Source organism: Methylotenera sp. 1P/1 (genome assembly GCF_000384355.1).
Taxonomy (GTDB): Bacteria; Pseudomonadota; Gammaproteobacteria; order Burkholderiales; family Methylophilaceae; genus Methylophilus.
This window is the reverse complement of record NZ_ARWC01000001.1, coordinates 686,636-708,667: the sequence shown is the minus strand read 5'-3', so window position 1 is coordinate 708,667 and position 22,032 is coordinate 686,636. Positions and strand designations below refer to the sequence as shown.

Genomic DNA, 22,032 nt, shown 5'->3' with positions numbered 1-22,032 from the left:
TGTTTAGCCTAGAAGTAGTAGTAAATAGTAACTGTAGTAGAAGTAAAACAAGTGCGACAGGGGTATGGGTTGCGAATTTTTGAATGTTGATATTAGGAGAAATAAAATGGCTGTAATTGATCGTGTATTAATTGGTGAAGGTTTAGTCATCGAAGAACGTCCAGATGGTTCAGGCCTAGATTTAAAAAATGTGGCGCACATTGACTTAGTCATGGGCCCACGCGGTAGCGCTGCAGAAGACGCATTTTGTCGTACGCTCACCGATCAAAAACAAGGAGTAAACGGTTTATTGGCGATTGCAGCGCCAAACATGATGGTAAAACCAAACACTGTGATGTTTAACAAAGTGACGATTAAAGATGGTCGTCAAGCTGTGCAAATGTTTGGCCCAGCACAACGCGGTGTAGCCATGGCAGTAATGGAGTGTGTTGAAGATGGCACTATTCCAATTGAAGAAGCGGATGACGTATATATCTGCGTAGGTGTGTTTATCGATCATAAAGCGGATATGGATGACCGTATTCAAGATTGGAACTACCGCGCAACAAAAATGGCAATCAAGAGTGCAATTGCACGTGAGCCAAAAGCTGCTGAAGTGTTGAAACATTACAAAGAAGCATTGCATCCATTTGCAGCTACTAAAAATCGCCGCGTAGAAGATCATGCTTATGCATTAGCGATTGAGCAAATGAAATCACGTAATCCATTAACACCAAAACCAACAGTAGTAGATGCAGCTGACAAAGCCTTAGATCAAATGAAACAACGTAAAGGTCTTGTAGCGCACGACTAATGATGGTGACATCAAATCAGTAAGCAATCTTAGGCTTTTTAGCCTTTGATTGCGCACTGTGATGGATTGGCATTCAACATCTGGGGTGATGTTGAACAGATAGTTTTGATATGAAAGTATGCAATGTTAAAAGAAAAATACCAAGATGAACGGGAGTTTGAATTTACTGCGCAAGACTTTTCCAGAGTGCGTAAACTCATTTACCAGCACGCTGGCATTTCACTCTCAGATGCAAAAACAGACATGGTGTATAGCCGTATTGGCCGCAGACTGCGTGCCGTGGGCCACGATTCTTTTAAGCAATACTTAGATGAGTTAGAACAGCAACAAAATGCAGATGAGTGGGAAGCATTTACCAATGCGTTGACTACCAATCTGACTTCTTTTTTTAGAGAAGAACATCATTTCCCAATTTTGGCTGATCACTTAGTTAAACTGCAAAAGCCCATCCGTATTTGGTGCTCAGCAGCGTCCACAGGTGAGGAGCCGTATACCATTGCCATGACAGCATGCGAAGCGTTTGGCACACTCAAACCACCTGTAGAAATTTATGCGACAGATATTGATACCAACGTGCTGGCCACAGCCTCTAAAGGCGTGTATCCCTATGAGCGCGTGAGCAAACTTTCTGAGAAAAGACGCAGAGAATTTTTTCAAAAAGGCACAGGGCAAAACGAAGGCAGTGTGCGTGTGCGCAATGAATTAAGAAGTTTAATTACGTTTAGCCAGCTGAACCTGCTGGATGAACAATGGCCAATCAAAGAGCCATTCGACGCTATTTTTTGTAGGAATGTCATGATCTATTTTGATAAGCCTACACAAACCAAAATTTTGAGCCGCTTTGTGCCGCTCATGAAACCACAAACCTTATTGTTTGCTGGCCACTCAGAGAACTTTTTATACGTCTCTAATGCGCTTCAACTGTTAGGCAAAACAGTGTATCAACTTAAAAATACCAATAGCACTAGCCGTATTGCCGCGTTAAAACATGAGGCAATGGTATGACCGTGATGCACGAAGAGGTTTCTACTACCTTGTATTACGACCGCACGTTTGATATCGATGCGGCCAAGATTTCACCAGGTGAGTATTACTATACTGACAAAAGTATGTTGATTGTTACCGTGTTAGGGTCATGCGTATCTGCTTGTATTCGCGATACCGTGAGTGGCATTGGCGGGATGAATCACTTTATGTTGCCGGATAGTGCGAAAGCAGATCGGGACAGTCCGGTATCAGAGTCCATGCGTTATGGTACCTATGCGATGGAGGTGCTGATTAACCAGCTCCTACGTAATGGCGCGCGCAGAGAGAATCTGGAAGCCAAGATCTTTGGCGGTGGCAATGTGCTCAGAAGCTTTACTACCAATAACGTAGGCGACCGTAACGCCGCGTTTGTGAAACAGTATTTAAGAGATGAAGGTATCCGCGTTACAGGTGAAGACTTGTTGGATATCTACCCAAGAAAAGTGTACTTTTTCCCGAAAACCGGAAAAGTCTTAGTGAAAAAACTGAAACAATTGAACAACTACACCTTGGTCAAACGTGAAGAAGCTTACTCGAGCAAACTCAAAACCAATGATGTGGGCGGTGAAGTGGACTTGTTCTAACCCATTTCATGTGTATTGCAGCCAGTACCGTGTTGCTTGCAACTAGATGAAATAACTAGAGAGTATTGTATGAAAACCAAAGTCTTAGTGATTGATGATTCTGCGCTCATCCGTAGCTTGTTAACGGAAATGATTAACCAACAGAAAGATCTGGAAGTGGTCGGTGCCGCGCCAGATCCCTTGATTGCGCGCGAGATGATTAAGCAACTGAATCCAGATGTACTGACATTGGATGTCGAGATGCCGAAAATGGACGGGCTAGATTTTTTAGAAAAATTGATGCGATTAAGACCGATGCCAGTACTGATGGTATCCACGCTAACAGAGCGTGGCTCAGAAATTACACTGCGCGCATTAGAGCTGGGTGCCACAGACTTTGTGACCAAGCCGAAAACTGCAATTAGCGAAGGCATGCGTGAGTATTCCGAGATTATTGCCGATAAGATCCGCACAGCAGCAAAAGCCAAGGTAGCTTGCTTACAGCGTTCTGCCAAGCCAGCCGCGCAGGGTGAAACGCTAGGTATGCTGAAAAACCCGCTGATTAGTAGTGAAAAACTCATCATTATTGGCGCTTCTACAGGTGGTACAGAAGCGATTAAATCGTTTTTATTGCAAATGCCATCGGACTGTCCTGGCATTTTGATTACACAACACATGCCAGCTGGGTTCACCAAATCCTTTGCCAATCGTTTAGATTCGCTTTGCAAAATTTCGGTGACAGAAGCGGTAGATGGTGAACGCGTGTTACCAGGCCATGCCTATATTGCACCTGGTGATAAGCACTTATTGCTGGCCAGAAGTGGTGCAAACTACATCACCAAACTAAGTGATGCCGAGCCGGTGAATCGACACAAGCCATCTGTAGATGTGCTGTTTGATTCTGCTGCAAGCTACGCCGGTAAAAATGCGATTGGTGTGATTTTGACCGGGATGGGTAAAGATGGCGCCGCAGGTATGGCAAGAATGAAAGAAGCCGGCGCGTTTAACTATGCACAGAACGAAGAAAGCTGTGTGGTGTATGGTATGCCGAGAGAGGCAGTTGCGCATGGCGGCGTGGATGAAGTTGCACACTTAAATGCGCTGCCAAAATTAGTATTAGATTATTTAACCGAACACGGCACACGCGCTTTACGTGTGTAATGAGCAATGCCAAACATGGTATTAAATGACTGAATAAATAGGCTTTTATAGAGTTACTTTAGACTTAAGCTTTACAGATATTTGCCGATAATATAGTTAGGCGCTGATATGTGTGTAAGGTGCAAGCTTAAACAAGCATACGCAATCGATTTTAATGAATAAATGGTGACGGAGTAAGACATGGCAAATCCCAATATGAAATTTTTAGTGGTCGATGATTTTTCTACCATGCGTAGAATCGTCCGCAATTTACTCAAGGAACTTGGCTACAGCAATGTAGAGGAAGCTGAAGATGGCGCCATTGGCTTGAGTAAATTAAAAGGCGGTGATTTTGATTTTGTGGTGTCAGATTGGAATATGCCGAACATGGATGGATTGACCATGTTGCAGAGTATTCGCGCTGACCCAGAGCTCAAGCATTTGCCGGTATTGATGGTGACGGCAGAAGCCAAGAAAGAGAACATTATTGCAGCCGCAGGTGCAGGTGCCAACGGCTATGTGGTAAAACCATTTACCGCAGCAACACTGGATGAAAAGCTATCTAAAATATTTGAGAAGCTTGAGAAGGCTGGAGCTTAATCATGAAGGCACAAACAATCAATAAGAACACGCCGCAGCCAGAGATCATGCCACATATTCCACCTCATGATGAAATGCTCAACCGCATCGGGCATGTTACCCGTGCGTTACATGATAACTTGAGTGGTTTAGGTTTTGATAAGATGCTCGAGCAAGTAGCATCGGAAATCCCGGATGCGCGTGATCGTCTAAACTACGTTGCCCGCATGACGGAACAGGCTGCAGAGCGTGTATTGAATGCAACCGATGAAGCCACACCGCTACAAACGGAGCTATCGACAGAGGCTGCTAAATTGACGCAGCAATGGCAGGCTATTTTGGATAAGCCGTCATTAAAGTCAGAGTATAACGGTGTAGCCCAAGAGACTTTAGCGTTTTTAGCGTTAACCGAGAAAAACACGGCAGCCACCAAAGCCTTATTGATGGACATTATGATGGCGCAAGATTTCCAAGATTTGACTGGCCAAGTGATTAAGAAAATCACTTCGCTGGCGCAAGATCTGGAAAAACAATTAGTGCAAGTGCTAGTGGATTTCTCTCCGCCTGTGCACAAAAAAGAAGATGATTCATTGATGAATGGTCCGCAAATTGACCCCGTCAATACAGTAGATGTAGTGGCGAGCCAAGAGCAAGTGGATGATCTGCTAGATAGCCTAGGTTTTTAACCCAATACTCATCAGTAGCCAACTCTCACCACAGGTGGGAGGCTGGCTAGTTCTTCATCAGAGTACAATCGGCCTTGCGTAATAAAGGCAAACCCACTGCCACAGTCCAATGAAAACGAGCCGCTGGAGCCGGGTTGTGCATCTAGTATAGTGTGCATATTTTCTGCAAACGTAAAGTGGCTATCCCCCATATAAAAGGTCGCCTTCTGTTCTGTACCCAATATACCTAATACCACATCAGATGGGCTCGGGTGAAACTCATTTTTTGGCATGCATAACGGGCCGCTACCCTCACAGCATCCGCCGGATTGTAGAAAAATAATTTCACCATGCTCTGCCACCAGTTTGTCGATTAATGCGACAGCGGGCAGGGTTGCGGATAGACGTTCAGCCATCATTCATATCTCCAAACCAATCAGCTATTTTAAAGTAAAAAGGGGCGAGTAAGCCCGCCCCTAATTGCACAATACCTATCGTTACCTAAACCTATAATTATCTATCAATTAGAAGAAACCTAATTTGTTAGGGTTGTAGCTGACCAGCAAGTTTTTGGTTTGTTGGTAATGGTCTAGCATCATTTTGTGGTTTTCACGGCCGATACCAGATTCTTTATAACCACCAAATGCAGCATGGGCAGGGTAGGCGTGGTAACAGTTTGTCCACACACGACCTGCTTTAATGCCACGGCCCATACGGTAAGCAGTAGTACCATTACGGCTCCAAACACCTGCACCTAAGCCAAAGATAGTGTCATTCGCAATCGCCAATGCATCCGCTTCGTCTTTAAATGTCGTGACTGCAAGCACTGGGCCAAAAATCTCTTCTTGGAATACGCGCATTTTGTTATGACCTTTAAGCAAGGTTGGTTGCACATAGTAGCCTTCTGCAAAATCACCACTCAGCACATTGCGGTTGCCACCAATCAACACTTCAGCACCTTCTTGTTTACCAATATCAATATAATTCATGATTTTGTTTAACTGGTCTTGCGAAGCTTGTGCGCCTAGCATGGTGTTGGCATCAAGCGGGTTGCCTTGTTTAATGGCTTTTACGCGCTCTAATACACGGGCGATAAACTTGTCGTAGATAGATTCTTGAATAATGGCACGTGATGGGCAAGTGCAGACTTCACCTTGGTTAAATGCAAACAACACTAAGCCTTCAATTGCTTTATCAAAGAACGCATCATCTTCATCCATGATGTCTGCAAAGAAGATATTAGGAGATTTACCGCCTAATTCTAATGTAGCTGGGATCAAGTTATTGGCGGCTGCCGTTGCAATAGCACGGCCAGTAGCGGTGGAGCCAGTGAAACCAATTTTAGCAATGCGTTTGCTGTTGGCGAGTGGTGCGCCCACTTCACGGCCATAGCCATTCACGATATTGATTACGCCAGGTGGCAGTAAATCGGCAATGGTTTCCATCATAATGAGAATGGAAATCGGTGTGAATTCGGCAGGTTTTAATACCACACAGTTACCGGCAGCCAATGCTGGCGCTAGTTTCCAAGCAGCCATCAAAATTGGGAAGTTCCAAGGGATAATCTGACCCACTACACCTAGTGGCTCATGGTAATGATAGGCCACAGTATCATGGTCAATCTCACTGATGCCGCCTTCCTGCGCGCGAATCGCACCGGCAAAATAGCGGAAATGGTCTACCGTCAGTGGGATATCCGCATTCATGGTTTCACGAATCGGTTTGCCGTTATCAATCGTATCGGCCGTGGCAATGAGGGCTAAGTTGGCTTCAATGCGGTCTGCAATCTTCAATAGAATATTGGCACGTTCCGTAGTTGAAGTCTTACCCCATTTCTCGGCAGCTGCATGCGCAGCATCCAATGCTAACTCAACATCCTCTGCACTTGAGCGTGCAGCTTTGGTGTAAGTTTTGCCGGTAATCGGTGAAATGACATCAAAATACTCACCTTTAGTAGGTGCAACCCATTTGCCCCCAATGAAATTATCGTATTTGCTTTTGTAAGGAATGGTTACACCCAAGCCTTTTAAAATATCCAAACTCATGCTAACTCCTATAGTTTTTTTATCAATTATCTAACGAAACTGCCACGCACCCCATATGATTGAAAGCAAATTTCAATCGCCTGCTAATTGCTTCAAAACCCTTGTAGATAAAGGAGTTTGATAGCGAATTATCCTTCAACATTAAACCTTACTAATTGGTAAATCAAGTACTTTGTGCATTAATCAATTAAATATTTATAAGACATAAATTAGCACACCCATACAGGTGTATAGCAACATTTTTGCACCTGGGTTATAGTGGCAATCACATCTATATAATCCCCTATTAGGCATCCCCATTCCGCCAGTATGATCGCGCTCTTACAACGATTTTTACCCAAGTTGCGTGGCGTGATTAAACGCTCTGCGCAGCAAAACATCATCACGCAAGATGATGAGCTGCTCGGTAAAACCATTCTGTCTATGCTTGTGCTAGCAGAGAGCGCAGTCAGTATTTTTTGGATATTTACTATCTCTGGTTTGGGTGAAGGTTACGCCTTAATGGCCGTAACACCTTACGTCTATCTCATTTTTTCCTATGTCAGCTTGTTCGTGTTTTATCGCACCCAACGCTATCACTACTTTATTTTTACGCAACTCATCATGCTACTGGTGATGCCTTTCTTTCTGCAGTGGACCATTGGCGGGTATCAAGCAGCAGGTGGTGTCGCTATCTGGGGTATTCTTTCTCCGATTGGCGCTTTAATGATTTTAGGGACCCGTAAATCTACCCCTTGGTTCATATTGTTTGTGTTGTTGGCAATGTTCTCATGGATATTTAACGATCTGTTTGTGGGTAATTTGATGCCGATGCCTGCTAATGTGAAAGATACTTTCTTCTTGATGAACATTATTGGTACGGCATGTATTCTGTATGCCGCCATGCGTTATTTTCAATCACAAAAAGAGCGCACTTTGCAGGCATTGGCATTAGAGCAAGCACGCTCGGAAAAGCTGTTGCTTAATATTTTGCCAACCTCTATTGCGCTACGTCTTAAAAATCAGGATCAACGCATTGCTGATAGCCATCCTTCCGTCACTATTTTGTTTGCTGATATTGTCGGATTCACCGAATTAAGCGCCACCATGACGCCGTTTGATTTAGTGAACCTGTTGAGCGGTATCTTCTCGATGTTTGATTATTTGGCAGAAGGGCACCAGTTAGAAAAAATTAAAACCATTGGTGATGGGTACTTGGTGGTGGGTGGCGCACCTGTCTACCTAGAAAACCATGCCAATACTGTGGCTGCTTTGGCCTGTGAAATGCGTGGTGCGTTGGCAGAGTTTAACCATAAAACAGGCCATCATTTACGGATGCGTATCGGTATCAGTAGCGGTGCAGTGGTGGCTGGCGTCATTGGTACCAGCAAATTTGCTTATGATATCTGGGGCGATGCGGTGAACATGGCCAGCCGCATGGAACAAACTGGATTGGTGGATGAAATACAAGTATCAGAATCAACCTATGCCTTATTGAAATACGACTATACGTTTGAAACCCGTTACGATGTACAGGTAAAGGGAAAAGGGCTGGTTAACACCTATTTGCTTAAAAATAAACGCTAAACTCGTTACAAGTATTTGGAGCGGAAACACAGATACTATATAATCCGCATCCTGTTCGGAGAGGTGGATGAGCGGTTTAAGTCACCACCCTGGAAAGGTGGCACAGGGGCAACTCTGTCGAGGGTTCGAATCCCTCCCTCTCCGCCAAGAAGTCATGCTTTCCATGCATGTTTTTCGTTGTTGTCCACAAAGCCCGCAGCATGCGGGGCTCAGGCCTAGATAACAATTCTCAAACTTCACTTTTCCCTTGATTCTGAGATTCTTTGTCGTAATTCGTTAAGTTTTCTCAAATTGAAATAATCCGCCACGGATGTGGGTTTTTATAGATATTCAGGCAAATAAAAAGCGCCTGAGGCACTTGGTTGGATGTTTGACCTTAGCTTGGCCTACTGGAAACCTAATACTTGCCTTTGTTCATTCCAGTCAATCGGTAACGGCAGACTTCGCATCAGTTTATCTGAAGTCAACAGAGGAGGATGTTTGCCCTCCAGGATATCCCTCACAATACTTGGTGCTAAAAAAGCGAGCAACATCACTCGGGAAACATGTGACGACGAAAGCTTTTCTTGTTCACCAATTTCTTTTACTGATCTGACTTTCCCTGAGGTCAATTGGTTGAAGTAATGATGGGCTCTTGATAGCAGTTTAACCATGCGTACATCTGGGTTACGTTTAATATCGTGGTCAGTTGCTTCTACAATCAACCTCATATTCAGTCCACTTCTTTTAAGCTGTATTGGTAGTGTGATCTTATGTCGGTAATCATTTCGTTCACTACTCAGCCACTCTCTGGTATTGATTCTTAAGCTTGTTCTTGCATCTTCAATGATTGGGACTAGGTTAATTGTTATTTCAAGTTCATCAGTCTTAACTGTAATGCGTTCAGTGATACTTTGTATGGTTCCGATAAGTTCAGTGGTGGAAGTATTTGTGATCTGAGTATTCAGCACTTCAGCTAAATTGACTGCAGACGTTAATATCGCATTAACCATATGCGCGTCTTTGCATCCAAGGTTGTCAATTAAATTAAACAACTCCGCTCTTTGAGTTAGAAAGCTATGGAGCCTAGTAATCACTACCTGCTCTAGCTCCTGAGCTGGTATACGCAAAGCGTCTGGTGCTTTTGCTTTGCCTTCTTTGATCAGTAATTGAGATACATAGTAATGATAGCGACGGTGATGCTTCTTATCTTTGTTATGGATATCTTTGTTGTCTGAAGTTGTATTAAGCAGTTTATTGCTTTGTACCGAGGAAAATCGTTCGCCTTTCTCATCAAATAACAACCCAGCGAGTAATCCGGGTGCCTTCGCTGATGCCCGTGTTTGATGATGATTGGAGTTACTCCTTAACTGCGCTTGTACTTTCTGCCACAGCTCAATGTCTATTATCGCTGGATGCTGTCCCTCGTAAGTATTGCCTTTGTGTACGACCTTACCAATGTAAAGCTGATTAGACAGTATTCGGTAAAGATGTCCACGTGAGTAGGGACGTTCACCAGATTGTCCATTGCGTTTAGATACACGAGCTGGTGTTTTCCAATTATGCTGTTCCAGTTCAGCTTTAAGTAAGTTCACTGTACCAAGCTCAAGATATAACTGGTATATCTGCTGTACCTGTTGAGCTGAATCATTATCAATTAGTAATGCTTTATCTTGTACCTTGTAGCCTATCGGTGGCATCCCACCCATCCACATACCTTTTGCTTTGGAGGCTGCAATCTTGTCACGGATGCGTTCTCCAGTTACCTCCCGCTCAAACTGTGCAAATGACAGCAATACATTAAGCGTTAACCTACCCATAGAGGTTGTGGTATTAAACTGCTGTGTGATGGATACAAACGAGACGCCATAGGCATCAAACAACTCTACCAGTTTAGCAAAGTCTGCTAATGAGCGCGTTAGTCGATCTACTTTGTAAACAACAACCGTCTGTACCTTTTTAGCTTCGATGTCCTTCATAAGTTGCTGAAGTCCTGGACGTTCGATATTACCGCCTGAGAAACCGCCATCGTCGTACGCTTGAGGTAGTACAACCCAGCCTTCGTCTTTCTGGCTTAGTACATAGGCTTCACATGCTTCTCGTTGAGCGTCTAATGAATTGAAACTCTGCTCAAGGCCTTCTTCGGATGATTTACGGGTATATATGGCGCATAAACGGACTGGAGAGGAGGGCGGCTTATTCCTTGAGGTGACAGCCTTCATGATTTAACACCAAAGAACACATGTCCATTCCAATTTGTGCCGGTAATGACTTTAGCAATTGCAGATAAGCTTCGATAATTCTTGCCATTATGCTCAAAACCATTGTCAGTGACAGTGACCTGATAGCTGGCATTTTGCCAGTGGCGTACTAGCTTAGTCCCTGGAGAAAGTGTTTTATTCAAAGAGCCGCTTTTTAATGCTTTGCGAGAGCTCGCGTCTAGCCCACCTAGGGTTTCTGCCTGTAGCTGCCAGCCAACAGCTTGCCTTAAGAATTCCGTATTGCTTTGTATTGGAGGAGGGCAGTTATATAAGGTCTGCCATTCATTGCATAATATTGCTCTGTTCATAAAGGCTGTTATAGACAACTTTAATCCTTTTCATGTGTTCGTTACTGTGATAACAGTAACGCTCTGTTGCAGCTATCAGTCAACAAAAGCTGTTAAACTTAATTCAAATTCACTATAACTTGTCATATTTCGATAGTTTAAATTTACGTGTAAACCAAACTATGACTTGTAAAATGCTTCGGAAGGGCTTAAGTCGCTGGTGGGTCAGAACGATAACAAATGGTCGATCAAGGCGATTTTTGACACAGATGCTACAGAACCATCTTTACTATCATCGCTGGAAATTGAGAAAGTGGAACTGAGGCGGAGATTGGCAATAGCTATCTCATACGGAACTTGGAAGTCAATCAGGTCACCGTCATCGTTGTGGATCAAATTGATTATCTGTTTCATTGCCTGTTCGCGATGATTCAACTGATGCTCAGAAAAAGGGGAATGTATGAATGTTCGAACGCCTCACCGTGACGCAATCCGGATACTTTTCATTCTGAATGCAGGTGGCGTGCCATGGACGGATCCACACGATCCAACAGTCGCTAAGATTTTTAAAGGCGAGGCGCGATTGCATGCCTTCGATTTCTGGATGCGCAATCCAGATTACCTAGCTAGCGAATTGTTGGATGGCTACGAAGCAACGGGCAATGTGGACTATCGTCAAGCTGCGGAAGCAATCTTCAAAAGCGATGAGCCCGACTTGCGACGTATTCCAATGATCCGTTATCTATTTGGCGCCTATGAACGACTCGACGATGCTCTTTCCTTACTGCGATCTCGTGATTTAGTCCGCATTACTGGTATCAAAGGAAAGGTGAAGGTTCACGAGACCGATTTCATTCTGACTACTCGCGGGGTAAATGTATGTACTAATGCTGTTATTCAAGAACCAATTCTTGAGTGGTACGAACATCGGGCGGCATTAGTTGCAGACATTGCGGGCACGCGCGGTGGTGGCGCTCTGAAGGAAAAGCAATATGAGCAGGCAACGTATGCTCAAACCCAGCTCGGCGGAATCATTCCGCCTATTGGCACGGATGTACAACGAAGACTAAATAAACTCAAACAAACTGCTTGAAGGGGGAGGTATGGCAAAAGAAAGTATGGAATGGCTAGAGGCCATTGCAAGCCGAGCGAAGGTCGATACGAACCGCGTGGAGTCAGTGTTGACTGCGCGCCATATTGTGCCAACACCGGTACTACCGGCTCCACGCAGAATGAAGCTTTTGAGTATTTCTTTTGGAGGGGAAAAGCAAGGCGTTGAAGATGATGGACTTTATACCTTCGAATGGCCAGACCTTAATGAAGGACTTTGGGGAATGATGACTGACCGCAACTTGCGTGGGAAGTCATCTATTATCGAAGTTGTACGTTGGCTGATTCGTGGCAAGCCATCTCCAAATCTACAGGATGACGTGAGAACCTGGATACATAACGCCTGCTTACGATTCAACCTCGATGAACTTGAACATGAAGTGCAGCTCGATTGTCAAAATGAAGCTATTGGCACATTGAGTAGACGCTCATCGGCAACGGGGAATCCCACAGTACTAGCGTCCTTCAATAGTGACAAGCAATTCGAGATGGTCATGTCGGACTTCTTTCTGCGAGCGTTCTCGATGGAAGGGCTTGCGACATGGCGTGAAAGCGACTCCGAAGAAAGAACAGGCCATGCCGTCGTTCATGGTTGGCCGGCGTTGTCGGGGGCGATGTTTATCGGTACTAACTATGACGTGGTGCTCGGCGATCTGCCAGCTACGACAGGAACTCAAGCGCGTTTGATGCAGATGTACCTGGGCGTTCCATGGGTATCAACTCTGGCCACGGCAGCGGCGGCGCTAAAACTCGTCGAATCTGGAAATGAACTAGAGGTTCGCCGTCGCAATCAAGGTGCGCGAGCAAAGCAAACCCGCGTCAAGGAGATTGAAGCGACGCTCGCAGAAAAGCGAAACACATTAAGCGCGCAACCCTCGGATGAGACGATCCAGGCTGAACTTTCGGTACTTAGCGGCAAGTACTCAGAAACCAAGCGTCGGGAAATGGCGATGCAAGAACGACTCGATCGAGAAACGCTCGCAGAGCAGCAAGCGAATGCCGCTTACCTTCAAGATCGCCGAGAACTGCAGGCCCACCTAGATTCGGCGGCCGCAGGTTCTATCTTTCGTTTACTCGACCCTATTTGCTGCCCCCGTTGCGAACATGAGATCGATCAGGCAAGAAAAAAAAAGGAGGCCTCCAGCCATTCATGTTCGGTATGCGGAGAGAGTATTTCGAGCAGTGAAGATGCGGAAGGTCTGAAGCAGCAGTTTGAGATGAGCGTTAAAGCTTCAAAAGCGGCGTTTGACAAGGCACAGAAGAATCGTGGGTTGGCCGATGAAAGCCTCCAAGCTTTGCAAGCGGATTTGGAAAGCATTCAAATCAAGAGCGAGGCATTGAGGTTGCAGCTCGGATCATTCGATGCTCGAAAGCTACTTGCCAACGAGATCGCTGTACTTGAAGGTCGCCTTGAAGAAGCAGGCTTTGATCCTGGTAGCGATGATGTTACTGATGACGAAGCTGCCGTGCTCAAAGCCATTGTCAGCGAGACGGAAACACGGTCCAAAGCCGTCCGCGACGAGTTCCTGGGCGAAGTCTCCGCCAGTCTTCTTCACTTCGCCCAGCGCTTTGGCATGCACAGCTTGTCGAAGGCTCAACTACGTGGAAATGCGAATCTGATCCTGACGAAGGGTGGCGCCGAGACATCGTTCAGCAAAGTGACGAAAGGTGAGCGCCTGAGGCTGAAGGTCGCCACAGTTCTTGCCATGATTCAGGTCGGTGAACGAAGGGGCGTCGGACGACACCCTGGCTTGATCATGATCGATTCGCCCGCTGCGCAGGAAATCGCGCCAGAAGATCTTCGTGAATTGCTCTCGGGGTTGAAAGACATTCGTGACGAACTTCCCCATCTCCAGATTTTCGTTGCAGGCGTAACCTCGAAAGCGATGATCGATCACGTCCCTGAAAGCCATCGCAGAGAAGCCACAAATGGAGGCTACCTGTGGTAATGACCGCACTGGGGGCTCAACTGCATCCGGTGGAAGTTACGCTGCATACGTTGTTGAGCCAAGGGGAACTGCCGAGCGTCGACAATCTGGGCGGATTCGAAGTAATTGTTGAGGCTACGCCAGCGCTGGGGGCATCCCCTTTTGCTGGCGAAATTTTGTCTGCGGTTCTCCGAGATGCGAGCGACGCATTGGTCAAGGATGTACATCCATGGAAAGACCTGATCGATTGTTTGGTACGAGCCGCCATAAGTGATGTTGTGTTGATCGAAATGGTCGACGCGCTGAATTCTTGCCAATTGCCGGACGGTACTGCAAATGACGTATTCATGGCTTTCTTGCAGAAAGCGGTTGATGTTTCCGGTGCGATCACAGGCTATGCCCGAGCTGTAGCACTTGAGGGAGCTTTCCGGCTGGCTGCGTCTGATCGTCGGATGCAGCTTCGCCTGCTGGATGCCTTGTTGGGCATTCAAATTTCCGACGAACCGCATTTTCTTCGTCATGCCGCCAAGATTATGGGAATCGCCCACTCGCATTGGCGCGAAACGGAGTTGGTGGAAAAGCTACGCATCTTCTCCGAGTGCGAAGACGCAGCCTATGAAGCTAGCTTTGAGTTGGGGATGGCAGGTCTCGCAGCTGCGCTCGACGAACCGAAGAGAGAGATGGCAAATGCCATCTTTCTGGATTCCCTGCAGTGGTTCAAGAAAGCTGAATCATTGAAGGAAGCGGCACCGGAGGCAGCGCTGTATGGGGAATGTCTCACATTATTGACGGACTTCGATGCCCACAAGACCAACATTGAGTTGAGAGCGCGCAGCGCGACGATTCAGAAATCAGCCTTCGAACTCCTTGCCTGGCATGCCGACGAAAATTCGCCAACATGGTTGGGCGCACGGCATATACAGGCTGCATGCTGGAACGATCTTGCAGGAACGCTTGCGTCGCTTGCCGACAGTTTGCAGCAGATTAGCTGGTGGGAACCTAGGGTTGTGATCGAATGTCAGGTGCTGGCTGCTTACAGCGCGGGGCGAACGATCTTGAAACGCAGCCGAGATGGATATCTGGAGACTTTGCTGCGTCCCAGGATCGTGTCTTCGATCGCGCAGCGCGAAGGGCAAGCATATCTTTTGAAATGCTGGCTCAAACAAAACCGCGAGCACGAGCAGGTCCCCGAGGCCGATGCGATCCTGAGCGGCATTGATCGGTTTATGGCCGCTGATGCAGAGGCTCAGCGAAACCCCACTGAGGCAGCCACCGTTTTGGCGCCGGTCGCTGCCGTACTGTCACAAGCCCGTTGCAGTAAAGAAACCGAGCGGCGCGTAATCGAAGTTGTCTCGAACGCCTATGCGTCCAGTCTCGAAGGATTGAGCACGGCGGAGATCGATATCTTTGACCATTGCTTGGCCTCGGTGGAATATCACCCGGACTACAGGGATAGTGTTCGAGGTGCCAAATTGTTCGGCACCGTTTTACTGTGGACGACCAGATTTCTTAAAAATCGTCTGGAAATTACAAAGAAGGATGATCCATCGGTCGCCTATCTGTTTGAGAAGTCTGATGGCACCCTGCCACCAGAGAGCGCACTTCAAGACGATTATTTCCGCTGGATAAGCACTCAATCAGCATCAGGTGAAATGGAGCCCACAAACCTTGGCGGGGGCCGCGCCGACGTGGCCCTGAAGGCCACGGGAGAACGCATGGTGATCGAAATCAAGCGTGAAATCGACGATGGGTCATTTGATTCGCTGGCGAGTCATTACGCGGGACAAACTACTGACTACCAGAATGTGAGTATTCGATTGGGGTTCCTGCTTGTCCTTGATCTAACCGCGCCGAAACTTGAAGGTACACCACACATCCGGTCTTTGATGGAATGTCGCACCATACGGCGATTAGGTGAAAGTGAGCCGAGACACGTCGTTATTGTCAAAGTACCGGGTCGCCGGTACTTGCCAAGCGACATCAGTAAAAATGCGCACCTTTCAGGTACTACTGCAAAATCACCGAAGAAGCAGCCAAAGCGAAAGAAGGTGCCCGACTTGGCAATACAGGCAGCATCTGCGGCCAGCGCCCTTCCTGGTATCGCCGATGCCTCAGCTGGTTCGGATGAAAATTGAATATGGGGAGCCTCGATGCTTGAATGGTATTTAAAAGTAAATGCTGTGTTTCGTGCGATGCGCCAGAAAGCAATCGACGCTCAGGGCTTGCTCGCGGATGACGATAAAGCCGGTGCAAAATTGGTGAATGGTTATTTGAAAACAGACTACCAATCGCTTCGCAAACTTTGGACGGATGCGGGTTTTCCGGAGCAAGACATGGGAAACCTCGGAAGGCATATTGGGTTTGGAGACGTCAACGATTATGACGACATCCTTGCACGTGATCTACCACAGGTAGAGTCCAGGGCAGAAACGCATGCGCGCAGCGGAGCAGGTACGCAACCAAGCATTGGTTTCGAAGAACTGCTACATCCGGTCATCTTCGCTCATGCCTTTCAGCACTATGTGAACGGACACTACCGCGATGCCGTTCTGAACTCAATCGTTGCAATCTTTGATCTGATACGAGAGCGCACCGGCATGGACCTCGACGGTGCGGCTCTTGCGACGCAAGCATTGAGTTTGGAGAAGCCGCACCTGATCCTCAGCGAACTTGACACGGAGTCGGGCAGAAATGATCAGAAGGGTTTCATGCAAATTTTAGTCGGTGCTTACCTTGGCATACGCAATCCCAAGGCTCATTCGCTAAATCATGATCTTGACCAGGAGAAGGCAGCGCAGTATCTAATTTTCGCCAGCCTTCTAGCCAGGCGATTATACGAAGCGAAAGACGCAACGAAGTTTTAAACTGCCATGATCAATAACCAGTTTATGCTATTTAGATCGCGTACCAGCATATAATGCTTAGGTGTTGTCACTACGGTATGCCTGCCACAAGCAACTTACAATATTTAAAGATGTTGGTACAGAGCCTAAATGAGGTTTTAAATTAACTACTTGGAATTAATGATTCTGCGAAAACATAAAGCATTTTCTTCTCGACTGCTTTTAACTGACCATAAATTACTATTAATTCGGCCAAACTTTCATCCTCAGTATAGAAGTAAGCGGTTGGCATCTTAAGCACATTCGCAAGGCTGCAAGCTGTAGAAAAATCAGGCGTGTGTTTACCTCTCTCGTACTGATTTATTCTGGCTGAAGCAGAAAACTCATCAATACCCGCCTTAACTCCTAACTCCATCTGCGAAATACCCAAACGCTCACGTGCCTTTTTCAAGCGCAATGCAAATAAAGGTAGTGAAGAAGGCTGTTTAGTCATGACTAAGATAGTCTTAGTTTTTAGTTGACTTCACACTAAGACATCCTTAGTATTTGCATCGTGATGAAGGCGTGGAATGTATGAATAGCCTTATCTACAGCAACTTGGAACTGTTATTAAAGATTAAAAATAAAGGAGTAATAATGGCTTTAATCATATGTCATGAGTGTAGGGGAAGCGTAAGTACAGAGGCAAAAGTATGTCCAGGTTGTGGTGCAAAGGTAAAAATTCCAAAGCCTGAGAAAAAACCATACTCAAAAACCTCATTAAGAATCTGGTATGGGATGTTGATTCTCTTGTTTGTCGTTGGCCCAATATACAGAGGGATTGAGTACTTGATGAAATCCCCAGAGCAATTAGCCTTAGAAGCAAAAGAAAGACAAGAAAGGGATGTTCAAAACGCAGCCCAGAAAGCTGCTCAAGAAAAAGAGGTTAAGTTGAAGTTTGATCGTGAGCAAGCCAGTGCCATGGCAGCTTATCTCGTTAAAAACCGAATGCGCAATCCTCAAAGTGTGACCTGGAAAAGGATTTCGGCTAACGATGACAGTACTGTGATTTGCCTAACTTTTCATGCTCAAAATGGATTTGGTGGGTTCAACCTTGAACAAATTGCTGTGATCAATGCAAAAATGACTGAAAGCGCAAAATTGTGGAATAAACATTGTGCTAGTACGCCTTTGAACGACGTGACCAAAAGCGCATTGAGGTTGTTAAAAGTCGCCGAGGAAAAATAATCAACCAGTTTTCCATAAGTTAACTTTTTGAGCAGTATTATTTTTGAGGCATTATACTTATTGCCATGTAAACTAAATCTTGATCGCACTATGAATCGATCCACTGACAAAACAATTTATGAAGAAATTGCCGAAATTCGCGCTGATCAGAAAAACAGGCAGGATAAAGCTATTAAAATGCTTAAGGCTGTACATAAAGAGCCCGTAGATATATCAAAAGACCCAGATTTTATCCTTTCTCGAAGAATGCCATATTTAGAGCAGAGCGGCGCTATTCTTAAACTTTCCTCTAATAAAAATTTCAAGGGCTGGTACCGTAAAGATCAAACTTCCGGAAATCCTTCCAAAACCCATCCAATCGCAATTTATTTAAATAATATTTACGAAGACTTTTATAAGGTTCTGATTGCCCAAGTACCAAAAGCTGTGTCAGCTAAACAATTTGGACAACGCAGTGGGAAAGTTCGCGCTGAAATGGGTTTACAGCTTCAAATACTGCGACTCCATTCTGAATTCCAGCAACAAGGTTTTCCTAAACATCATATAACTAAGCGCATTGCAGCACGGTTGAACTGTAATACAGAGTATGTATCCAGAGTGCTTAGAAAGTTTAAGGTAGAGCTTACTAAACTAAAAAACACTACCTGAAGCTCTTATCAAATTAACATCTCACAATTTTAAACATACCATCCTTTTCAAGCTGCAGCTATTTAATTTAACTGCCCTTGATGAGCTTGCAGCCTTCATCGAGGCTAAAGGATGTATATGCATAAGTTACCAAAAATCACTGTTATTTATCGCAGCAGCGGGGAGCTAAAACCCGACCCCGCGAATCCGCGTATTCATAGTCCCAAGCAAGTAAAACAAATCGCAGTCAGCATCAAAGCCTTTGGATTTAATGTACCCGTCTTGGTCGACCGAAACGACTATGTGATAGCAGGCCACGGCAGATTATTAGCCTGTCAGCAACTTGGGATAACCCAAGTGCCCACTATCTGTCTGGACAACCTCACACCGCATCAGGTGACAGCTTTCCGCATTGCAGATAACCGACTCACAGATACCTCAGTGTGGGATGACAAGCTGCTGGCCGAGCAACTCAAAGCGCTGTCCTTGTCAGAGCTTGATTTCAGTTTAGAAGCCATTGGTTTCGATATGGGGGAAATCGACTTCCGAATTCAAGGCTTAGACTCTATGCCAGAGGATGAAGACGATACGGCCGAGTTGCCATTAGGACCTGCTGTAACTAAGCTAAGTGACCTCTGGTTGCTCGGCCCACACAGGTTGCTGTGTGGCAATGCCTTAGAGTCTCGAAGCTATGAAACCTTAATGCAGGGCAAAGTAGCGGATATGGTCATATCTGACTTACCATATAACGTTCAGATAAATGGGCATGCCGGCGGCAATGGCAGGATAAAACACCGTGAATTTGCCATGGCCTCAGGTGAAATGACACCAGCTGAATTCACGCAATTCTTACGCACCTGTTTTGCCTTATTGGTACTACACAGCAGCAATGGTTCTGTTCATGCTTTATTCATGGATTGGAACCACATGCCTGAAATGCTCACCGCTGGCAATGCTGTCTACAGTAGATTACTTAATATGTGTGTATGGGTCAAGCATCAGGCTGGCATGGGTTCCTTATACAGAAGCCAACATGAACTGGTCTTTATTTACAAGAGTGGGACTGCTTCGCATCAAAACCATATCCAACTGGGTAGGTTTGGCCGTCATCGCAGCAATGTCTGGGAATATCCTGGCATACAAGCCATGCGTCACGGGGAAGAAGGAGACTTACTCGCAATGCATCCTACGGTTAAGCCCATCAAGCTGATTGCAGATGCCATGTTGGATTGCTCCAGCCGTGGTGACATTGTATTAGATCCATTTACCGGTAGCGGCACCATCATCCTTGCTGCAGAAAGAGTAGGGCGACTTGCTTACGGCATGGAGCTAGATCCTTTGTATGTAGATACAGCGATCCGACGATGGCAAAACCTCACAGGCCAACAAGCCATTCACGCTTCTACCGGCGAGCGCTTCAGTCAGCGCGAAGCTGCGGTAGAAGCAATGACTTGCCATGTGGAGGTGGTACATGGATAAGGATCAAAATAAGCAGATTCCAAAAGCCAGAAGAAAACCTCAACCCTACAAGGTGGGGTTTGCTAAACCGCCTTTGGAAACACGTTTTCAAAAAGGTCAGTCTGGTAATCCTAGTGGCCGACCGAAAGGCAAACGGAATATGGCGACCATATTAAAGTCCGTATCGAATGAAACGCTGGTGATCACTGAAAATGGTGAACGTAAAACCATCACCAAATTAGAAGCTTCATTCAAGCAATTAGTCAATAAAGCGGCTAGTGGTGACCATGCCTCAATAAAACTGCTGATTCAAGTGATGAATGTAATGGAGCAGGAGCAAGAAACTGGCGTAGTGAAACATACCAACAGTGAAGCTGATATGCGCACGTTGCGCAATCTTCAGCAACGTATGCTGGCTAGAGCTGGGCATATGCAATCCACTAATAACGAAGGAGGGGATAAATGATGGCCTTAACACAAGAAGAAAGGTCAGCATTGCTGCGCACTGACTTAAGCACTTTTATTATGTATGCCTTTCAGGAGCTCAATCCCAGCGATGAGTACATGCACAACTGGCATATAGACTTGATTGCGCATAAATTAAATCAGGTCCGTATGGGTCAATGCAAACGACTGATCATTAATATCCCGCCACGTAATATGAAGTCAATCTGTGCATCTATTGCCTTTCCAGCTTGGCTGTTAGGTCATGATCCATCTAAACGCATTATTTGCGCCAGTTATGGTCAAGACCTGTCCAGCAAGCTGGCTTTAGACTGCCGTTCGATTATGTCGACCCATTGGTATCAGCAAGCGTTTCCAGGAACAACCATAGCTAGTTCTAAAACTGCTGTAGATGATTTTATGACCAACAAACAGGGTGGCCGTATGGCCACGTCCGTTGGAGGTGTGCTTACTGGCCGCGGTGCTGACATATTGATTATCGATGACCCGGTAAAACCCGATGAAGCTTTCTCTGAAACAACCAGAGAGAAAGCCAATCAATGGTTCGAAACCACTGCACTGAGTCGTCTCAATGACAAACGTAAGGGTGCAGTGATCATCATTATGCAGCGCTTGCATCTGGATGACTTAACCGGACACGTGATAGACAAAGATGTGTGGGATGTGGTGTCATTACCAGCCATTGCTGAGGAAGAGGTGAGCTTCGACTTCGCGACGTGGCTTGGCAGTGAAGCCGTCAATAGGCGTATCGGTGAAGCTTTACATCCAGAGCGTGAGCCCTTGGAGGTATTGACCGCCATCCGTAACAGCATGGGTGAGTACAACTTTGCTGGGCAATATCAGCAGTCTCCTGTGCCTGCAGGCGGCGGTATTATCAAAACCGCATGGTTGCAGTACTTACCATTCTCCGCCTTCCCAGACAAGTTTGATTCCATCTTACAGAGCTGGGATACCGCTAGCAAGGCCGGTGAACTCAATGATTACAGTGTATGTACTACCTGGGGCATTAAAGATAAGAAGATCTATTTGCTGCATGTATGGCGTGAGCGCGTGGAGTTTCCAGCCTTAAAACAGGCTGTGATTGACCTTAATTCGCTATATCACCCTACAACCATCCTGATTGAAGATAAGTCATCTGGGACTTCCTTGATCCAAGAGCTCAAACAGATAGGTGTCTATGCAGCAAAAGCGTTCAAACCGGAAGGGGATAAGGTCATGCGTCTACTACAACGTTCGGTCATGTTTGAGTCGGGCCATATCTTCTTACCTGAAAAAGCACACTGGTTGGATGATTACGTGCATGAGCTGACGTCTTTCCCGGCATGCAAGCATGATGATCAGGTGGATTCGACCACGCAGGCACTATCCTCGATATTCGGAGGGCAAAATGAGAGTGGGATTTTCGGCTATTACAGGAATATGTATGAAGAGAAAATCAGAAAAGGGAAGACAAATTAGAAAATATTGTTT

Annotated in this window: 21 protein-coding genes and 1 tRNA gene; 17 read left to right on the top strand and 5 right to left on the bottom strand. The window is 45.9% G+C overall.

The features are described from left to right. The first annotated feature begins 106 nt into the window (after positions 1-106). From fae to cheZ, 6 genes are all read left to right on the top strand, one after another. Positions 107-793, top strand: coding sequence for a formaldehyde-activating enzyme (gene fae, locus A3Q3_RS0103300; protein ID WP_020182147.1), 687 nt, complete (start codon positions 107-109; stop codon positions 791-793). 123 nt (positions 794-916) lie between these two features. Beyond that, on the top strand, positions 917-1,798 hold the full coding sequence (locus A3Q3_RS0103295; protein ID WP_020182146.1) for a CheR family methyltransferase: 882 nt from the start codon (positions 917-919) through the stop codon (positions 1,796-1,798). Further along, positions 1,795-2,403: a chemoreceptor glutamine deamidase CheD gene (cheD, locus tag A3Q3_RS0103290; protein ID WP_020182145.1), complete on the top strand. Its 609-nt coding sequence runs from the start codon at positions 1,795-1,797 to the stop codon at positions 2,401-2,403. The genes A3Q3_RS0103295 and cheD overlap by 4 nt, the downstream gene beginning before the upstream one ends. A 69-nt stretch (positions 2,404-2,472) precedes the next feature. Next, entirely contained in the window at positions 2,473-3,543 is a 1,071-nt protein-coding gene (locus tag A3Q3_RS0103285) for a chemotaxis response regulator protein-glutamate methylesterase (RefSeq protein ID WP_020182144.1), read from the top strand. A gap of 180 nt (positions 3,544-3,723) precedes the next feature. Then, on the top strand, positions 3,724-4,122 hold the full coding sequence (gene cheY, locus A3Q3_RS0103280) for a chemotaxis response regulator CheY (protein ID WP_020182143.1): 399 nt from the start codon (positions 3,724-3,726) through the stop codon (positions 4,120-4,122). Positions 4,123-4,169: 47 nt separating this feature from the next. After that, positions 4,170-4,787, top strand: coding sequence for a protein phosphatase CheZ (gene cheZ / locus A3Q3_RS0103275; protein WP_232418442.1), 618 nt, complete (start codon positions 4,170-4,172; stop codon positions 4,785-4,787). Between the two features lie 11 nt (positions 4,788-4,798). On the opposite strand, the gene A3Q3_RS0103270 is transcribed toward cheZ, so the two are convergent. Together A3Q3_RS0103270 and A3Q3_RS0103265 are read right to left on the bottom strand one after the other, a co-directional pair. Further along, positions 4,799-5,182 (bottom strand): DUF779 domain-containing protein, encoded by a 384-nt coding sequence (locus A3Q3_RS0103270; RefSeq protein WP_026361732.1) that lies wholly within the window; start codon positions 5,180-5,182, stop codon positions 4,799-4,801. Between the two features lie 108 nt (positions 5,183-5,290). Beyond that, positions 5,291-6,811, bottom strand: a complete 1,521-nt coding sequence (locus tag A3Q3_RS0103265; protein WP_020182140.1) for an aldehyde dehydrogenase family protein — start codon at positions 6,809-6,811, stop codon at positions 5,291-5,293. A 309-nt stretch (positions 6,812-7,120) separates the two neighbouring features. On the opposite strand from A3Q3_RS0103265, the gene A3Q3_RS0103260 reads away from it, so the two are divergent. Both A3Q3_RS0103260 and A3Q3_RS0103255 read left to right on the top strand, forming a co-directional pair. Further along, positions 7,121-8,377: an adenylate/guanylate cyclase domain-containing protein gene (locus A3Q3_RS0103260; protein ID WP_020182139.1), complete on the top strand. Its 1,257-nt coding sequence runs from the start codon at positions 7,121-7,123 to the stop codon at positions 8,375-8,377. A 57-nt stretch (positions 8,378-8,434) separates the two neighbouring features. Beyond that, positions 8,435-8,524 (top strand) — tRNA-Ser (locus A3Q3_RS0103255). 239 nt (positions 8,525-8,763) lie between these two features. Here A3Q3_RS0103255 and A3Q3_RS0103250 read toward each other — a convergent pair. Then, positions 8,764-10,578, bottom strand: coding sequence for a recombinase family protein (locus A3Q3_RS0103250; protein WP_020182138.1), 1,815 nt, complete (start codon positions 10,576-10,578; stop codon positions 8,764-8,766). After that, positions 10,575-10,925, bottom strand: a complete 351-nt coding sequence (locus tag A3Q3_RS0103245) for a DUF2924 domain-containing protein (protein ID WP_020182137.1) — start codon at positions 10,923-10,925, stop codon at positions 10,575-10,577. Before A3Q3_RS0103245 ends, A3Q3_RS0103250 begins: the two co-directional genes overlap by 4 nt. 439 nt (positions 10,926-11,364) lie before the next feature. Between A3Q3_RS0103245 and A3Q3_RS0103235 the strand changes: the two genes are divergently transcribed. The 4 genes from A3Q3_RS0103235 to A3Q3_RS0103220 are packed head-to-tail and all read left to right on the top strand — an operon-like array spanning position 11,365 to position 16,806. Beyond that, the gene (locus A3Q3_RS0103235) at positions 11,365-11,997 is read left to right on the top strand and encodes a hypothetical protein (RefSeq protein WP_020182135.1); all 633 of its coding nucleotides are present in this window, start codon (positions 11,365-11,367) and stop codon (positions 11,995-11,997) included. A gap of 10 nt (positions 11,998-12,007) precedes the next feature. Beyond that, on the top strand, positions 12,008-13,963 hold the full coding sequence (locus A3Q3_RS0103230) for a hypothetical protein (RefSeq protein WP_020182134.1): 1,956 nt from the start codon (positions 12,008-12,010) through the stop codon (positions 13,961-13,963). Next, a complete protein-coding gene (locus A3Q3_RS0103225; protein WP_020182133.1) occupies positions 13,963-16,077 on the top strand; it encodes a hypothetical protein in 2,115 nt (704 codons plus the stop codon). The genes A3Q3_RS0103230 and A3Q3_RS0103225 overlap by 1 nt, the downstream gene beginning before the upstream one ends. Before the next feature lie 15 nt (positions 16,078-16,092). Continuing rightward, positions 16,093-16,806: a TIGR02391 family protein gene (locus tag A3Q3_RS0103220; protein ID WP_020182132.1), complete on the top strand. Its 714-nt coding sequence runs from the start codon at positions 16,093-16,095 to the stop codon at positions 16,804-16,806. A gap of 142 nt (positions 16,807-16,948) precedes the next feature. On the opposite strand, the gene A3Q3_RS0103215 is transcribed toward A3Q3_RS0103220, so the two are convergent. After that, positions 16,949-17,278, bottom strand: coding sequence for a helix-turn-helix domain-containing protein (locus A3Q3_RS0103215; protein WP_026361731.1), 330 nt, complete (start codon positions 17,276-17,278; stop codon positions 16,949-16,951). Positions 17,279-17,421: 143 nt separating this feature from the next. On the opposite strand from A3Q3_RS0103215, the gene A3Q3_RS0103210 reads away from it, so the two are divergent. The 5 genes from A3Q3_RS0103210 (at position 17,422) to terL (ending at position 22,020) form a co-directional block, all read left to right on the top strand. Then, positions 17,422-18,012, top strand: a complete 591-nt coding sequence (locus tag A3Q3_RS0103210; protein WP_157355031.1) for a hypothetical protein — start codon at positions 17,422-17,424, stop codon at positions 18,010-18,012. A gap of 27 nt (positions 18,013-18,039) precedes the next feature. Then, the gene (locus tag A3Q3_RS0103205) at positions 18,040-18,660 is read left to right on the top strand and encodes a hypothetical protein (RefSeq protein WP_157355028.1); all 621 of its coding nucleotides are present in this window, start codon (positions 18,040-18,042) and stop codon (positions 18,658-18,660) included. A gap of 117 nt (positions 18,661-18,777) precedes the next feature. After that, positions 18,778-20,118, top strand: a complete 1,341-nt coding sequence (locus tag A3Q3_RS0103200) for a DNA methyltransferase (protein ID WP_020182128.1) — start codon at positions 18,778-18,780, stop codon at positions 20,116-20,118. Beyond that, positions 20,111-20,563: a DUF5681 domain-containing protein gene (locus A3Q3_RS13575; RefSeq protein ID WP_020182127.1), complete on the top strand. Its 453-nt coding sequence runs from the start codon at positions 20,111-20,113 to the stop codon at positions 20,561-20,563. The genes A3Q3_RS0103200 and A3Q3_RS13575 overlap by 8 nt, the downstream gene beginning before the upstream one ends. Further along, on the top strand, positions 20,560-22,020 hold the full coding sequence (gene terL / locus A3Q3_RS13570) for a phage terminase large subunit (RefSeq protein WP_020182126.1): 1,461 nt from the start codon (positions 20,560-20,562) through the stop codon (positions 22,018-22,020). The genes A3Q3_RS13575 and terL overlap by 4 nt, the downstream gene beginning before the upstream one ends. Positions 22,021-22,032: the final 12 nt, after the last annotated feature.

Coding starts and splice junctions, on each gene's coding strand:
- fae (WP_020182147.1), top strand. CDS start 107: ATGGCTGTAATTGATCGTGTATTAATTGGTGAAGGTTTAGTCATCGAA.
- A3Q3_RS0103295 (WP_020182146.1), top strand. CDS start 917: ATGTTAAAAGAAAAATACCAAGATGAACGGGAGTTTGAATTTACTGCG.
- cheD (WP_020182145.1), top strand. CDS start 1,795: ATGACCGTGATGCACGAAGAGGTTTCTACTACCTTGTATTACGACCGC.
- A3Q3_RS0103285 (WP_020182144.1), top strand. CDS start 2,473: ATGAAAACCAAAGTCTTAGTGATTGATGATTCTGCGCTCATCCGTAGC.
- cheY (WP_020182143.1), top strand. CDS start 3,724: ATGGCAAATCCCAATATGAAATTTTTAGTGGTCGATGATTTTTCTACC.
- cheZ (WP_232418442.1), top strand. CDS start 4,170: ATGCCACATATTCCACCTCATGATGAAATGCTCAACCGCATCGGGCAT.
- A3Q3_RS0103270 (WP_026361732.1), bottom strand. CDS start 5,182: ATGGCTGAACGTCTATCCGCAACCCTGCCCGCTGTCGCATTAATCGAC.
- A3Q3_RS0103265 (WP_020182140.1), bottom strand. CDS start 6,811: ATGAGTTTGGATATTTTAAAAGGCTTGGGTGTAACCATTCCTTACAAA.
- A3Q3_RS0103260 (WP_020182139.1), top strand. CDS start 7,121: ATGATCGCGCTCTTACAACGATTTTTACCCAAGTTGCGTGGCGTGATT.
- A3Q3_RS0103250 (WP_020182138.1), bottom strand. CDS start 10,578: ATGAAGGCTGTCACCTCAAGGAATAAGCCGCCCTCCTCTCCAGTCCGT.
- A3Q3_RS0103245 (WP_020182137.1), bottom strand. CDS start 10,925: ATGAACAGAGCAATATTATGCAATGAATGGCAGACCTTATATAACTGC.
- A3Q3_RS0103235 (WP_020182135.1), top strand. CDS start 11,365: ATGAATGTTCGAACGCCTCACCGTGACGCAATCCGGATACTTTTCATT.
- A3Q3_RS0103230 (WP_020182134.1), top strand. CDS start 12,008: ATGGCAAAAGAAAGTATGGAATGGCTAGAGGCCATTGCAAGCCGAGCG.
- A3Q3_RS0103225 (WP_020182133.1), top strand. CDS start 13,963: ATGACCGCACTGGGGGCTCAACTGCATCCGGTGGAAGTTACGCTGCAT.
- A3Q3_RS0103220 (WP_020182132.1), top strand. CDS start 16,093: ATGCTTGAATGGTATTTAAAAGTAAATGCTGTGTTTCGTGCGATGCGC.
- A3Q3_RS0103215 (WP_026361731.1), bottom strand. CDS start 17,278: ATGACTAAACAGCCTTCTTCACTACCTTTATTTGCATTGCGCTTGAAA.
- A3Q3_RS0103210 (WP_157355031.1), top strand. CDS start 17,422: ATGGCTTTAATCATATGTCATGAGTGTAGGGGAAGCGTAAGTACAGAG.
- A3Q3_RS0103200 (WP_020182128.1), top strand. CDS start 18,778: ATGCATAAGTTACCAAAAATCACTGTTATTTATCGCAGCAGCGGGGAG.
- A3Q3_RS13575 (WP_020182127.1), top strand. CDS start 20,111: ATGGATAAGGATCAAAATAAGCAGATTCCAAAAGCCAGAAGAAAACCT.
- terL (WP_020182126.1), top strand. CDS start 20,560: ATGATGGCCTTAACACAAGAAGAAAGGTCAGCATTGCTGCGCACTGAC.